The organism is Bradyrhizobium pachyrhizi (assembly GCF_001189245.1).
Lineage (GTDB): Bacteria > Pseudomonadota > Alphaproteobacteria > Rhizobiales > Xanthobacteraceae > Bradyrhizobium > Bradyrhizobium pachyrhizi.
The window spans coordinates 41184-56189 of record NZ_LFIQ01000059.1 but is presented as its reverse complement, the minus strand read 5'-3'; the positions used below and the strand labels follow the sequence as shown (position 1 = coordinate 56189).

The window sequence follows — 15006 nt, the reverse complement described above, 5'->3', positions numbered from 1 at the left end:
GCGATCTGGCTGCCGATCAACGTGCTGTTCCGTATCTTGATGACCGCCATCGATCAATCTGACCGATAACGCCAGCTGCGACGAATCTACTCATATGCAGATAGCATTGGCGGGCGGTGCATCGTTGTGCCCCTTCTTGACCACTGAAGATCGAAAATACTGGCGGCGTCTGACATTCGATCCCGCCGACGCGCCGTTGGTGTCTGCTTCGCAACCAATGTCGGCAACCGGACATGGTCGTGCAGCCCTGAACGGCTGAAACTTGCAATTCTTTAGCCGGCACGCAGTTTGCAGTGAATGGATCACCAGATGGCATAAGCCGCGCTGTGTCATAGGTTGCGTGCTTACGCTTCTCCTCGACAGGCCTGCGAGCGCGGCCGTTCGACCTCAGCCGGAGAAGTCCATGAATACATCATTCCTTTCCGCCGCGCTGCTTTCGATTGCCTGCTTCACCCCCACGGCGCTTTCACAGGAGCGATCGGCTCCGGTGCCGGCTGACGATCCATTTCTCTGGCTCGAGGAGATCGAAGGAAAGGGCGCATTGGCATGGGCCCGTGCCGAGAACGAGAAGACACTCGGGGTACTCCAGGCTGATCCCCGCTATCGGGTCTTCTACGAACAGGCGCTCTCTATCTTGCAGGCCAAGGATCGAATTCCATATGTCTCCCTGGGACGTCACGGGTTGGAGAATTTTTGGAAAGATGAGGATCATGTGCGCGGCATCTGGCGGCGCACCACGCCTGAGAGCTATCGTCGCCTAGAGCCACGGTGGGAAACCATCCTTGACGTGGACGCCTTGGCGGTTGCCGAGAACAAGAACTGGATCTTTCAAGGCGCCAGCTGCCTTCCGCCTGAAGAGCGCCTCTGCCTGATCAGCCTTTCCGACGGCGGCAAGGATGCCGCATCCATGCGCGAGTTCGACCGCGAGGCAAAGAGCTTCGTTGCGAACGGCTTTTATCTTCCAGAGAGCAAGCAGAGCGTCAGCTGGGTCGATCGTGACACACTCCTTGTTGCAGGCGACTGGGGCGAGGGCTCTTTGACGCAGGCCGGCTACCCCTTTGTTGTTAAGGAGCTCAAACGCGCTCAGCCGTTCAGCGAGGCGCGCGAGGTCTTTCGCGGCGAGCCGAACGACGTTCGGGCGATGCCCCTGGTACTTCGAGACAGTGAAGGTCGTGTTCATGCGACGGGGGCCATTCGCGCGATCGGGTTTTTCGAGCATGAGTACGTGCTCTTCCGCCCCGATGGGGTCGTCAAACTCAATCTGCCGAAGAAAGCGGAGATCGTAGGCCTCGTGAATCATCGCCTGCTTGTGAAACTTGACGAGGAGTGGACGGCCTCGGGTGATGTCAGCTTCAGTGCCGGATCGCTGATTTCGTATGACCTGACCGAATGGAAACAGGATCCACTGAACGCCAAAGCCTCGCTTGTCTTCAAGCCTAGGCCTCGTCAGGCCCTGAGCGGGCTAAGCTTCACAAAGAACCTGTTGATCCTGACGATCCTGGATAACGTTCAAAGCAAAGCGTTCGTTTACAAGTACGATCAGGGAGCCTGGTCGGCGACGCCGATCCAGCTGCCGGAACATACCAATGTCAGCGTGACAGCCGCTTCCGACGAGGCGGACCAGGCCATGTTCGCCGTCTCAAGCTATCTCAGGCCAACGTCAGTCTGGTATTTTGATGCCGAAACTCAAAAACTCGAGGAATTGAAGACGACACCTACTGCGTTTGATGCGTCCAAGCATGTCGTAGAGCAGTTCGAAGCGACTTCGCGTGATCGCACGTCAATTCCCTATTCCTTGGTGCTACCGAAGAACGCAAGATTTGACGGCGCCATTCCGACCCTTCTTTATGGCTATGGCGGGTTCCAGGCTTCGCTTCTGCCCTCTTATCTAGGCCCTGTGGGCCGGCTCTGGCTCGAACAGGGTAATGCCTATGTCGTTGCAAATCTGCGAGGGGGCGGCGAGTTTGGCCCGCAATGGCATCAAGCGGCCCAAGGCGCAACGAAGCAGACGACGTGGGATGATTTCATCGCCGTTGCCGAGGACCTGATCCGCCGCAAGATCACAAGTCCGCGCCGGCTCGGAGTCATTGGCGGCAGCCAGGGCGGGCTACTCGTTGGCACCGCAATCACCCAACGTCCCGAGCTCTTCAACGCGGCGATCATTCAGGTACCGCTGTTTGACATGCTTCGATACACCAAATTGGGCGCCGGCGCCTCCTGGATCGGCGAGTACGGCGATCCCGCTTTTCCCGACCAGCGCGCGTGGATCGAAGGCTACTCGCCTTATCAGAAACTGGTGCCGGGCAAGCCATACCCGGCGCCTTTAATTCTTACCTCCACCAAGGACGACCGTGTGCATCCCGCGCACGGCCGCAAGGCTGCAGCAAAGCTCGCCGCCCTGGGCCAGCCTTACTTCTACTACGAGAACATCGATGGGGGGCACAGCGCGTCGGCCAATCTCATCGAAATGGCGCGTCGACTGGCCCTTGAATACACCTATGCATCGAGGCGGCTTTGTTCTGAATAAAATCGCCGCACGGGCTGATGAACCGGGCTCCACCATTCATGATTTCGACGTCACCACGTCCGTCAGCTGAATCATCGAGGCGAGATCCCAGGCGATTAACAGAGCCACGCAATCGACGGACAAGATGCCACAGATTTCAAGGGGAACTGGACGAATTCCCACATACGCTGGAGGTGTTCGAACGCAAGCCCGCAATTTCCAGTTCGTCATGCAATATGGCTGGCCAGGCCGCTGCCCATGAAGGGTCGACGTTTTGCTGAGCCAAATTGACCCATGAGTTGGCGTTCTAAATCTCAAGCTCCGTTCAGGCTTTCTGGAGAAATCGCGCAGCGATCGACCCTGCATCGAATGATATGGAATCTAATTGTGCCTCAGGGATACCGGATCTCAAGTGGTTATGTGCCAGATCGATAGGTCGACCGGCTGGGGCAGGGAGCCAGGCCGTTGAGTTCGCCGTGACAGGCAGATCCGAAAGAAGTCTCAGTCGTGGGCGGTCCCGGCAGTCAGCGACGGCGGTTGTCGAAGCTGCAGAAAATCGGCGCACACTGCAGGGCCCCACAACAGCTATCCCAGTGAGAGGCAGGAAAGAAAGATGCGCAAGCTACCGATCCTGAAAAGCCTCCATCTGTTTGAGGCGGTCAGCGAGTTTCCAAGCTTCTCCAGGGCAGCCGAGCGACTGAATATGACGACCGGCGCGGTAAGCTACCAGATGCGCCTGCTTGAGGATTGGTTCGGCAGGAGACTATTCGTGCGCCATAGTTCGGGCGTGCGACTGACATCCGACGGCGAACAGCTCAAGCGCAACTGTGCAAACGCGTTCACCATGCTCGAGAAGGGATGCTACGAGCTACGAAGGCGCCATGCAGGACGTTCTGTGGTGGTCGGATGCTCAACCACATTTTTGTCGCACGGCCTGTTGCCCCGTATCGGTCGGTTCCGCAAACTCTATCCGGACATTGACCTTGTTTTTGAAACCGGAGCCGATCTTGACGCGCTCGCTGTTGGCGCGTTGGACGTATTGTTTGTCGCCGGCCCACTGAAGCGGCCGCTTCCCGTCCGCGAGGCTCACGCTTCAAATGAGATGATTGGCCCAGTCTGTGCGCCATCTACGCTCGAGGCGATCAAAAGCCCGGAAGATATTCTGTCTATCTCTCTGTTGCACGAGGCCGATAGGCTGGACGCCTGGAGCGAATGGGCCAGCGCAGCTGCAATATGCTTACAAGCATCGCGCAAGGTCGTGTTTGACACATTTTCCTTGGCTTTGGAGGCGGCAAAAAGTGGGCTGGGAGCCGCCATATGCTCGCAAATTCTGGTCAGAAGCAACCTTGAGAAGGGAGAGCTCGTAGCTCCATTCGGCTTCGTGCCGGTCAATCGCTCAATCTACATGTTTGTCAACGGGCAAGCCCGCAATAGCGCGGCTGTCAAACAGTTTGAGCGCTGGGCGCTGTCAGAAATACTGGACCGGGATCATCAGCGGTTGCCGTTCGCAGCCCCAACCCGGCAGGTCAAGCAAGCCGCTCAATCGAAGCTTCCCGATCGGCCCCTGCTGGCGTCAAGTCGTTGATGACCATCATGGACCTACCAGCTGCGGACTGTTCGACGGTAAGGCGCAGGAAATCCGTGGCGCGCAGCCAGAAGATCAAGGATTGCAAACACATCGTCGACATAGGCGAGCCCATTCGCGTACTTCGCATCCACTGGTAAAGGCCTTTCCTTCTCCAAAATCAGAACGGGCGCGGATTGATGATCCTGCCCAAGCCTCTCGATGAGCGCGGCTCGTGGTCTCGCCCAGGAAATCCGACGAACATCAAGCCTCGCAGCGCGGCTTGGAAACGCCGACAGCAACCCGTCCAACAGCAAGCATTGCCAACAATAGAATTGCCGTCCCGGCAAGGCCGGCTCCTCAAAAGGGCGTTCTAACAAGAACAGCTGATCCCAAGGCATGGTGTGGATCCTTGATCTAGCGATCGGCAGGACATGAAGCTCAAGAATCCCTTGATCTGACCACCGCGAAGGTCGCAACGGCGAAGGCAACAAATGCGCTCGCCGCACATAAAAGAACGATCGTGCCGAGAGCAAGCCAATCACCTAGAAGCGACAAGGCAATGCCATTTCCCGCAACGCCGCTATAGGTGCAGCATTGAAATAACCCAGAAAGGCGACCGGCCCGATCCGGAGCCACTGAGGACACCATGTGCGCGTGAGCGGCAGCCGCAAATATCTGGCCGAAACCAAGCATTGCGCTGCTGGACACGATGACCAAAGTCAGGCTGGCATCGAGTGACATCATTGCAAGGCATGCCGCGAGCAGCATTGCAGCCCCGGCGATGGTCGGCAAGGCGCCCAGCCGGTCGTAAATCGGCTTGACGGCTAGGGCCCCCAGCAAGGCAAAAACGCCGTTCGTCATGACGATCGTCAACAGAACGCTTTTGTCGAGAACCCCGTCAGCTGTGGCATGGATCGCAGGATAGACATTGATGATGCCGGCGCCGAGGTTGAGCAGAAAAACAGCCAAGAATGCGGGATAGAGGGGTGCCAAGTCCAGGACGGTTCCGGAAGGCCGCGCCTCAAGAACGGCTGGCGTCCTTCTGAACTGCTGCTTGATGCCAAGGAGCACAATCAAGGACAGGATGATCGCCGATATGTTGAAGGCCAAAACGCCAGGCAAGTGCAATTGATCGGATAGCATGGCACCTGCAAACACTCCCAAGAGATAGGTGAGCCAGTCGATATTGGCGATATTGCGTAGCACCGAGATCATGCCGTCTTCCGATGTAATACGACGGAAGAAAGCAACCTCTGCAGACAAATAGACGGGCTGGACCAGGCTCAGGACGGCCATTGCGGCATAGCTCTGAAAGGAATCGGCTCCGTCGCTGCCGAAGATGGCGAGCAGCGCGCATATGCGAACAGCATTGACGATCATCATGGCGGAGATCGGATCGCCCCTGTCGACCAACGGCGACAGGAAGAGGCTGCCAAGCATGATCGGCGCAAAAGTGACCGCAATGCCGAGGCCCGCGGCGCTCATGCCGGATTGCAGAAGGCCGATCAGGATGCCGATACGGAACGCCCATCCGCCGATCTGAATGATCAAATGCGAGAGGTAGACGAACTGCCGTGTGCTTGACCCGCTCATTGTTGACTCAACTCATCGAGGATCATCGGATCGCTTGACGCGGAAGGACAGGTGGATGGCACTGGTTTTGTGACGCGACAGCGGTGCGACGAGCCCGCAAGCCACGACGAACGTTCTCGCAATATGACGGCTTGGCAAAAGGCATCTTATTTACCTATATACCTCCCTTTACCTCATGTGGCGTTCGGCCATTCGCGACTATGCCGGCCAAGGCGCTTGCTTTGCCGGTCAGCCCGAGTTGCGGCGCTTGCCGCAACAGCATCCGCTAAACCCCGCCGGGCTTGGAGGTGCAGCACCCATCTCCTTAGCGATCCTGTCTCACGCCGCTCGGGCTCGATGGCAAGAGTGCTATGAGCCGCTAGCTCACGTCGCCTTCGTGGAAGATGCAGAAGCTCGGTCCCGCCGCGAAGCCAGGTCAGCTTGCAGGCTTTTCTCGATCTGCTCCCGGGTGAGGAGGTAGTCTGGATCTCCCCCGATCTCGACAGCCACAGTCGCGTGGTTCAGTGAAATATCTGGCCGGCCCTCGTTGAAGTACTCGATGGCGAGATTGTTGTGGGTGAGCGCATGCCGTGGGTTGAGTTCAAGGGCTCGAACATAGTGCGCGATGCTCTCGTTCGCCTTGCCAAGCTCGGAATAGGCAAGGCCGATATTGCTCTGCAGATCTGGGTTTTTGGAATTGATCTCAGCCGCCGCCAGATAGGACTCCAGAGCAGCGTTCGGCCTATCTTGCCGCAACAAGATGTTGCCCTTCTCGAAGAGAGCTCGCCATTCGTTTGGCTTGATGACAAGTGTCCTGTCGAGATCGGCGAGCGCCCCTGCGGCATCTCCCATTCTGTTGCGAAGTGCGGCCCTGTTCAGGTGAGCCTCATAATAGGGTGGGCAAAGTTCAATGGCACGCGCATAGGCCTCCAAAGCCTCAGCTTCCCTCCCAGCCACTTTCGAAAGCAGATTTCCTAGGTCGTTGTGATACTCTCCATAGTAGGGATCATAGGAAATTGCCTCACGCAACTGCTTCTCAGCCCGAGAAAGTTCGTCAATGAGTTCATAGACCTGACTAGTGTTGTAGATCAGAATTGATTGATGAAGCTTGAAGCGCTCGTCGCCATACGCCTTGAGCATCTTGCCAAGGCCTTCCGCGCAAAGGGCGAGGGCTTCGTCGTACTTCTGCTGTTTGGCCTTGATGTAAGCATAGGCGTTCTCTGCGAACACCTTGATGTAGTCGTACTTGTCGTGCTCCCTGAAATCCCGCTCGATGGTCTCCAGGTTCCGTAACGCGTATCCTTCGGCCAGCGTGAGGTTGACCGGCTGCTGATAGCGTCCATACGTCATTGATTGGGCATAGAGAACCGTTGGCGTGTATCGGCTCTTTGGGAAGGTTTTGTAGAATTCGTCCAGATAGGGAACCGACACCCGCCCGCAGCCGAGTGAGTACAGCACAAAAGCCGCGTTGATGAAGGCGGCATTCACGTTACCATCCCCGGAGCCGTAGGTGCGAAGCACAGGATCGGCGAAAATTTCCCCGAAATAGCCAAACCAAAGATCGTACAGGCCAATGCTCTGGAGGATCTGACTTGGTTCTGCAAGCAGCTCCAGACGCTTGTACTTGTCCCGTACCGAGAGCGCATGAATCATCACGAGAGGCGCCTTGCCCGCTAGATAGCGCTCCAGGCATGCGTGGTGCAGCTGCTCGTGCAGATGATCTGCGGTCGCCGGCTCGAAGGTTGCATAGTTTCGCTGCGCGATCAGGTCGGGCGTGGTGCAATCGGATTCAATGTAAGATTTGAGAAGGCTATGCCGTTCTCCGGTGTTGAGGCTGGCCAGATAGAGATCCACGGTCGCGGTCGGGTCGAGATAGCCGACGACTGGTAATCCTGCCGCTGCGCATTTGCTCAAAGCCTCCGCAATCAACGGATTGCCGCCGCTTGCCTCATAGATCTGCCGATACTTCTCCGCGGCGAGATCCGGATCAAAGGTTGATCCCAGCTCTTGCGAGCTATATCTGCCGAAATGAACCTCGCTGGCGTCCGGGAAATAGAGGCGTTGTTCATAATCGATCAGAACGAAGCGAAACAGCCGCGCATCGTCGTCCAGCCTGACGAGCAGCTTGATCAGGTTCTTGGCCGAGCCGGACAGGGCCGCCGCCCGATCGATAACGATAATGTGACGCTCGTTGAGCTGTTGGGCGCAGTTGATCAGGAATTCGGCTAGTCCGACCAGGAGCTTGTTTTGATATTCATGATGATAGAACCGGGTACGCTCCTCCTTGCTCGAGGTATTCGTGAGATCCTTCGGCACGGTAAAGGCGTCGCTGTTTAGGAGGGGGAATAGCCGCTTCAAGGATTGTTGTGCCGCCTCAACCAGTTTGGGCCTAGTTTCTTTGGCCCACCTTAGTTCGGAGTCAATGAGCGCTTGCAGCCCGGCAAGATAGCCGCCGGTCCGCCAGTCGCCGTCAGTGATAGAGAAGTTAGAATTGGAGCTCGCGAGTGCCGATTTGATCGTTGGCACCGGTGCCATGCCCGCTTCCGTCTTCAAAATCGTAATCGGACTGAGCTCGACGGATGCTGATATGGCTGAAAGCACGCGCTGCTGGATCAGATCAACCATTTTACTCTCCCGAACTGTCACAAAAGAGGGTGGTCGAAACGACCACCCTCCGATGCCGCTATGCTCTCATCAGGTAGATGCATCCAAGGCATCCGTCGTGCCAACCTAGAGCGTACCCGTGTACGGAGTGGTGGTGCGGATCGTGGTCTTGATCTCAGCGATCTTCTTTTTCATCACATGTTCCTTTCCTTCTCTGGCACGCCAGACCCAAGCGAAATCGCGGCCAGTCGTGCAGGACAAGAATAGTAAATTGCTGCAGCAATCCGCAGCGAGATTCCTTGGCCGTCGCTGTCAAAAAGATTGAACGCGCGGCTCGGATTGGCTGCCCGTTCCGTTTGCGATGCGTTCAGGTAGCGATCTCGCTCTCGGCTGCCTTAGGCCGGGGCCTAAGGATGAACCTCGTCGCAAGGAGTGTCGCGAGGATAGGCACCTTGTGCGCTCCGCTGCTGCACCTGAACCTCCTGGTGGCTGGCTGATGACAGCCTTGAACTGGTGCATGTATCCGTTGTGAGGCTGCCAGTGACGGCAGCGTGTTGCTCTGAGCCGGGCTTTCATCGGGTACTTGCGCCGCAAGCTCCCTTCGCAGAGGGAGCAAATTGGCTGGCGCCAACCCGTTCCGGAAGGCTTCCGGTGAGACAATGGCGCGGTTCAACGTATAACAGGTGGGGGGAGGTGTTGGGCCAGAACCGGTCAAATATGGACCTCGATCCGAGCAGCCCTACCAGAAGTCAGAGTTTCAGCGCTAGCCGACTTTCCAATAAGGTGCGCGGGCGCTCTCATTTCGGATTTGAGCAACCGCAGGAGTTTGGCTGATCGCATGGCACACTCGCGCGATGCGATCAGTCTTCCTGCCTTTAGCGGTCTGTCCAGCCGCCACCTTTGGTGCCATCGATCGCCACGATCTGTACCTACCTCGCAAATGACGAACGACATCGATGGCTAAGCAGATACCCGCGCTGACCGGTATCCGGTTTGTCGCGGCAGCAGCGGTGGCATTGTCTCACGGCGGCGGCCTGTTCCTGCAGGGACCCAGCCTCGGACTCGACATCAGCGTCGGGACACTCGGCCTGCTCGGAATGTCGGTCTTCTTCACGCTGAGTGGCTTTGTCATTCAATATAATTATGGCAGCTCGATTGTGGGCAGCCCGCGGAAAGCGATCCCGGACTTTCTCGTGGCGCGCATAGCGCGAATCTATCCTCTATTCATTGTTCTCTTTCTCGTCGAGTTGCTGACCGGACCGATGGTCTGGCCATGGCTTCTCGGAACCAAGGCGCCGGCCGAAGGATTCTCAGCGCACCTCGTCCCGTTTCAACTCGGGATGGTTCAAACCTGGTTTTTCGCAAATATCGCCGGTGTAGCGCCCGTCTGGCAGTACGAGGAGGTCGGCATCGTCTCCTGGTCGGTGAGTACCGAATGGTTCTTCTATCTCGTGTTCCCGCTCGTTTGCCCTCTGCTTGCGCGGATCAGAACTGTGCCCGCCGCGGTTTTGTACGCCATTGGAGCCGTCGCAATCGAGCTTGGCATCGACCTTATGGTGCTCATGCTGCAGGGCCGCATCAACCTGTTTGCGCTTCATGCCTATGGAACGGAAGCGGCTCTGCCGAACTGGAAGAACACGCTGATCCTCTGGATCGTTTACTTTTCGCCGTTTTGCAGGGTGTGGGAGTTCGTTCTCGGCTGTTGCTTGGCAAGGCTCCATGAAGTGTGGTCGGCGCAGGATCTCAGGCCGTCTCGCGCTCTGCTCGACATCGCAACGGTTGTTGGCGTCGGCGCGATCGGCTGGGTGTTCTGGTTTACCGCCCACAAGCCGCCATTTGGGGCTTCCATGAGCCTGTTCGATATTGCACGCAACAATATCGCCCTGTCGGCGCCGGTTGCGCTCATCCTTGTCGCGGCGGCTCAGCCCAGCAGCACTGTAGGACGGCTGTTGTCAGCGAAGTGGCTTGTCTTTCTGGGAGAGGCCAGCTTTGCCCTCTACCTTATACACATCATCATCTTCCGGCGTTTTCCGGTGGTGCGTTGGGAAACGGCGAGCCAACTGCTTGGCCATCTCGGTGCGCTCGCACTTGCTTTCGCCCTGGCGACGTGCGCCGCGATCCTGTTGCATTTCGGCTTTGAGGTACCGGCTCGCAGGCGAATTCGCGGCGCCTATCAGGCGGCCTCGGCGGAACAGCGCAGGCTCCTGGTGCGATTGGGAACCGTCGGCTTTGCCGCACTTGTTGGTGCGGCGGCCGCGTATGCACTGCGGAATGCGACCGGAGATGCCATCACGCAATCGGGTATTTCGGTCGTTTCCGGTACGTATGGCGGCAATTGCCGCTGGATGTCAGCGCGCGGCAACACCACGGATGCGCTCGCAGAAGCGTGTAATGGCAAGAGCGAATGTACGTTTCGTACAGAGGTGGCACGGATTGCCGATCCTGCGCCGGGTTGCGCAAAGGAGTTTGCCGTCGTTTGGTTCTGCAAGAGAGATCGCAGCATTCGCTCCAGCTCGGCACCGGATGCGCATGCGACGTCGTCGGCTCTGCAGCTCTCCTGTAACAATGTGGCACGCGATGATTGAGCCGCGGGCTGAACGCCCATCCGGATCCCGCCCCTGAAGCGAAGATCTGCGACGTCAGGGTCTTGCTGCCGGCCGTCGCACAAAAGAGTCAGCACTTTGTTCATCGGGCAAGAAAGTTGCAGTTGCCGCGGCGGACGAGCGTCGTTTTGCCGCCCACCTTGATGGCTGCGAGACTCTTCGCTAGATCACAACGGTTCACTTATGGAGATGCCGCCGTGGCAATGGGTATTGTAAAGTGGTTCAATTCGACCAAAGGTTATGGCTTTATTAGGCCGGAGGACGGAAGTGCCGATGTCTTCGTGCACATCAGTGCCGTCGAAAAGGCCGGTTACACCACCCTCGAAGAGGGAGCCCGGGTCAGTTACCAACTCAAGACCGGACGTTCAGGCAAGACGTCAGCCGAGGATCTTAGGGTTGGCTGATCCAGTTCACCTCTGGGAAACTTCTGCCTGCAAGGCGTGTTCTCGCACCTGCGTCTGACGATGTCTTGTTACTGGCGCGCCGGGCGTTTGACGTACGACTTCCAGCCATCAGGCTGTCTCGCATACGGCGTGACAGTTTGATCTTTTCGAGCCATCGATCTCCATCACACAGTTCCAGGCTTTGTCAGCCTGCTACAGTGTGGGCATGGCAAGGTCGGCAATGAACGGTACGAACTGTACGCTCGTGCCCAACAGGCCAAGAGGTGTAAGCCGCACACGCCTCGCCCGAAGTAACGATGCACCAGCCGGTGATCAAAGCGTGATGCCGTCGCGTATGAAGGAGTTCGCAAAGCTGAGTTCGCCCGTTATGGACGATGCTGTCCTGCGGCGCCGCGGCTGCAGGTCTGTTCTGCTACGCGACGTCCGGGATCGAGACTGGTCCGCATGAGCTTGATGCGTCGCGGCGAGGTCAAATTCCAGGAAGCCGGGCTCGAGGTTGGCCAATATAGTTGAGGTTAACGGCGCCATGTTGTTGACGATGCACCCCTGACCTTGATCCATTGCAGGGGAACTGCACACACAGCCCATCGGAGACACGGAAAGTGTCCTTCCAGCTGACCGTCCTGAAAGTGCTGGCCGGTCAACCCACCGGGCGGGCCTCTGTTGCCGAAGTCCGGCGCGCCGTGGAGATCCTGATGAACAGCGGCCATGATTGGACCGATCGCATGAAGCGGTTGGCTGAGCATGCGCCGGATCTGAATATCTTTTCGGCGAAATTCGTCTTTCGCGATGCTCTCGGTTGGGAAATTACGGAAGACGGGCGGCAATTTCTCTCCGCGCTCGAAAAGGCCGTTGCCGATCAAAGAGTGCTGCCTCGATCAACGATCAATACCTCGCGCAGCGAAGTCGCTGCGCCAGCGGACACGGACGCGGCAAGTTCACTCGTTCCGCCGCGCGGTCGCCGTCAGAGGCCGCGGCGACGTCGCGGGAAGGGGGGATCCAATCGACGTACAGCATGAAGTGGCGTGGCTTTAACTGTCACCCATGCGAGGCGCGCGGCACTTAACTTGAGGCAAAAATGTCATCGTTCTCGCGCAGCATCGATCGGATCTACATAGGTTGTTGATGGCCCGGAATGATTGTCTTTTCCGACCGGTATGCCTGGGACGAAGTCGAAACCCTTGCTGTTGTCGACGACAACCATCTGCCGTGCCTGTCCATACCGAAGTCGAGCGGAAGTCCATACGCGGCGGAGGCGATTGACGCCTTTATCGTGGCGCTTCCCGAGAAGGTCTACTACCCGGCGGACGCCGTTGATCGGCTGGCTCCTGCCTTGTTAAAGCTTGGCCCCGCTATTGGTCTGCCGCCAACCAACGACATCATCATCCGCTACTTCATCACCACGGGCTCTTCTTATCGCCATTTCGCGCGAGAGCATGCCTCGGAATTTGATCCGAAGCTCCTCCAGTACATCATGACCCTGCCATACGCCCAATTCATATGGGTGGTGGAGTTTTCGACGGAGGAACAGTGGACTAATGCAAGGGTTGAGGCGCGAGCGGTTATTGACGCGACGGCCAGCTTGCGCGAGCCAATGCCCCTCTGGTTGTTCCACAGCCGCGACGGTGCTTCAACCGCAAGAAGGCTGGCCAGACCGCTGCCGGAATGGGTGGCCTGAAACTTGCCGATGCCGGTCATGCAGGGTTCTCGACCGCAACTTGCGACCGACCCAGAAGAAATAGCGTTATCGACGGTGGAAGAGCCCGTTTTGGACTTCAGGGAGATCACGATGGCTGGCGATGCAGACGACAAGACCAATGAAAGACCTGAAGTGCTTCAGGAGCTTGCGCCCGTCGACGCCGCGCTGCTGCAGGAGTTCCTCAAGGAGATGGACGAGAACGTGACTCCCGACATCGTCAAAGTCGTGGAGGAGAGGCGTCTGCAGGCGGCTGAAAGCCGTCAATGGCAGCTCAAATGCTGACGGAGCGGCTTACTTGGGCTTACTTGAGTGGTTTCTTCAGCCGCTCGTACGCCGCGCGGACGATCGCTTCCACTGCTTCTGCAGCGTCCGCGTCCAGGGCCGGATCAGCCCGCAAAGGGCTGGAAATTTGTACCATTGGCTCCGGCGGGCGCGTTGACAAAATCCGAGGGGGTAAGTCCAGACGGAAGGTTCCCAGCACAGGCACCTGATCAAGGTCAAAGTGAACGAGCGCCCCGTGAAGCTGCTGGGTCCGCATGAAACTGGCGAGCAGATCAAGCTCACTGCGATCAAGCAGGACGTTGAAAGCGGCAAGCACTATCTGTTGGATCTCGTCCTCGACGATGGCACCCATCGCCGCATCGAAGACCATGAGCGGGTAGAGCTTCACGATCACATGGTGTTCGTGGCGCGCAAGCCCGAGCATATCGTCACCATCACCGTCAATGAACAGCCGGCGAGCCTCGAGGGCCACTCCGCCACCGGCACAGAGATCAAGGTCGCTGCAATCGCTCAAGGCGTGGCGATCCAACCCAACTTTGTGCTGCAGGAGGAGCTCCCCAACGGCACCAGCCGTATCGTTGGCGACAACGATATCGTCCGTCTGCGAACATCTTCGGTTCACGGCGATTGCGCCGGACGACAACTCTTTCTGCCGCCATCGAAGATCTGAGGAAGCAGTTTCCCGCTGCCACCCTCAACACGCGAGACGATAGGCAGGGGGGCGTATATCTAACGGTCGAACCGGTCGCGTTGAGCGACCGGTTCGTCCCGAACAAGACATGGGTGGGGTTTCATATCCCCGCGCAATATCCTTATGCCGACATCTATCCCATGTTCATCGGTAGGGACGTCCGGCGCGCGGACGGTCAAGGCTTTGCGCCGACCGGTCACTGCGGGGCACGCGTTCGAAGGAAGGTCGGCTTTGCAGATCTCCCACCGCAACAGCATGGCCCAGAACGGCAAGCAAAAAGTTTGCGCGAAGGTGCTCAAGGTTTTGGATTTTTTGGAAAGATCATCGTGATGTCCAAGTGCAGGCTCCACATTGCCCGTTCGGACTACGAGTTACTCTGGCATCATCTCTATCAGGAGGATAGAGATGAGCACGGAGCCATCTTGCTTGCGGGTCTATCCGAACTCGACGCGATCCCGCTCCTCACTGTTCGTGAAGTGCATCTGGCTAAAGACGGAATCGACTATGATCGGTCACCGTGCTCTAACGCCCCAGTTCATCCATCGGTTGATTACGCGCGCGCGCGGCGAGCGGCTTGTCTATTTGGCCGTTCACAATCACGGTAGCGATCGGCAGGTCGGATTCAGCGATATTGATCTCCGATCTCATGAGCGGGGCTATCCCGCTCTGTTGCAGATCGCCAAGGGCATGCCGGTCGGCGCTCTGGTGTTGGGTCGGCGGGCTATGCAGGCAGTCTCTGGATGCCAGACGGCAGCCGTCGCGAACTCGACCAGGCGAGCGTCATTAGTATGAAGATTGATCGCCTCGCTCCCCATCTGTCGAGAAATCTGGGTTCGACGACCAATATGACCGCCAGATTCGTATGTTTGACCGTATGGTGCGCCCCGACGGCGCGTATTACCAGTGGAGGAAGCATCCACCCAGAGAATTGTCGATTGATCTGGTAGCTGACGAGCGGTTTGGACGAGCAATCGGACGGACCGAAGCCTCGTGACAAAGGTCGCCTTGGCGGCCGAGCAATCCAGCGGGCCGTAACGTGAGTGAAGTCTGAGCACGCCTCGAAAGTTACGATGTGAAT

The 15006-nt window shown here is 57.7% G+C and carries 12 protein-coding genes; 8 read left to right on the top strand and 4 right to left on the bottom strand.

The window, feature by feature from the left end; all coding sequences use genetic code 11:
- Positions 1-403: 403 nt before the first annotated feature.
- On the top strand, positions 404-2527 hold the full coding sequence (locus AKL29_RS12850) for a prolyl oligopeptidase family serine peptidase (RefSeq protein WP_050384477.1): 2124 nt from the start codon (positions 404-406) through the stop codon (positions 2525-2527).
- 592 nt (positions 2528-3119) lie between these two features.
- Positions 3120-4091, top strand: a complete 972-nt coding sequence (locus AKL29_RS12845; RefSeq protein ID WP_050384425.1) for a LysR substrate-binding domain-containing protein — start codon at positions 3120-3122, stop codon at positions 4089-4091.
- A 14-nt stretch (positions 4092-4105) separates the two neighbouring features.
- On the opposite strand, the gene AKL29_RS40650 is transcribed toward AKL29_RS12845, so the two are convergent.
- The 3 genes from AKL29_RS40650 to AKL29_RS12835 all read right to left on the bottom strand — a co-directional run bounded on the left by AKL29_RS40650 (position 4106) and on the right by AKL29_RS12835 (position 8270).
- A complete protein-coding gene (locus AKL29_RS40650; RefSeq protein ID WP_082190575.1) occupies positions 4106-4471 on the bottom strand; it encodes a DUF3088 domain-containing protein in 366 nt (121 codons plus the stop codon).
- Between the two features lie 40 nt (positions 4472-4511).
- Complete coding sequence (locus tag AKL29_RS12840; RefSeq protein ID WP_050384424.1) at positions 4512-5666, bottom strand: MFS transporter; 1155 nt, start codon at positions 5664-5666, stop codon at positions 4512-4514.
- 363 nt (positions 5667-6029) lie between these two features.
- On the bottom strand, positions 6030-8270 hold the full coding sequence (locus tag AKL29_RS12835; RefSeq protein ID WP_050384423.1) for a tetratricopeptide repeat protein: 2241 nt from the start codon (positions 8268-8270) through the stop codon (positions 6030-6032).
- Between the two features lie 935 nt (positions 8271-9205).
- Here AKL29_RS12835 and AKL29_RS12830 point away from each other — a divergent pair.
- The 6 genes from AKL29_RS12830 to AKL29_RS43645 all read left to right on the top strand — a co-directional run bounded on the left by AKL29_RS12830 (position 9206) and on the right by AKL29_RS43645 (position 13907).
- Complete coding sequence (locus AKL29_RS12830) at positions 9206-10834, top strand: acyltransferase family protein (RefSeq protein ID WP_050384422.1); 1629 nt, start codon at positions 9206-9208, stop codon at positions 10832-10834.
- 215 nt (positions 10835-11049) lie between these two features.
- Positions 11050-11256 (top strand): cold-shock protein, encoded by a 207-nt coding sequence (locus AKL29_RS12825; RefSeq protein ID WP_028336635.1) that lies wholly within the window; start codon positions 11050-11052, stop codon positions 11254-11256.
- A gap of 602 nt (positions 11257-11858) precedes the next feature.
- A complete protein-coding gene (locus AKL29_RS41855; RefSeq protein ID WP_152977561.1) occupies positions 11859-12275 on the top strand; it encodes a hypothetical protein in 417 nt (138 codons plus the stop codon).
- A gap of 116 nt (positions 12276-12391) precedes the next feature.
- Positions 12392-12934 carry a hypothetical protein gene (locus tag AKL29_RS12820; protein WP_050384421.1) on the top strand — a complete coding sequence of 181 codons (543 nt, stop codon included), beginning with the start codon at positions 12392-12394 and terminating at the stop codon, positions 12932-12934.
- A gap of 9 nt (positions 12935-12943) precedes the next feature.
- A complete protein-coding gene (locus AKL29_RS12815) occupies positions 12944-13237 on the top strand; it encodes a hypothetical protein (protein ID WP_050384420.1) in 294 nt (97 codons plus the stop codon).
- A 235-nt stretch (positions 13238-13472) separates the two neighbouring features.
- Positions 13473-13907, top strand: a complete 435-nt coding sequence (locus AKL29_RS43645; RefSeq protein WP_193395208.1) for a multiubiquitin domain-containing protein — start codon at positions 13473-13475, stop codon at positions 13905-13907.
- Between the two features lie 543 nt (positions 13908-14450).
- On the opposite strand, the gene AKL29_RS46300 is transcribed toward AKL29_RS43645, so the two are convergent.
- Complete coding sequence (locus AKL29_RS46300) at positions 14451-14576, bottom strand: hypothetical protein (protein WP_283809399.1); 126 nt, start codon at positions 14574-14576, stop codon at positions 14451-14453.
- Positions 14577-15006 lie beyond the last annotated feature (430 nt).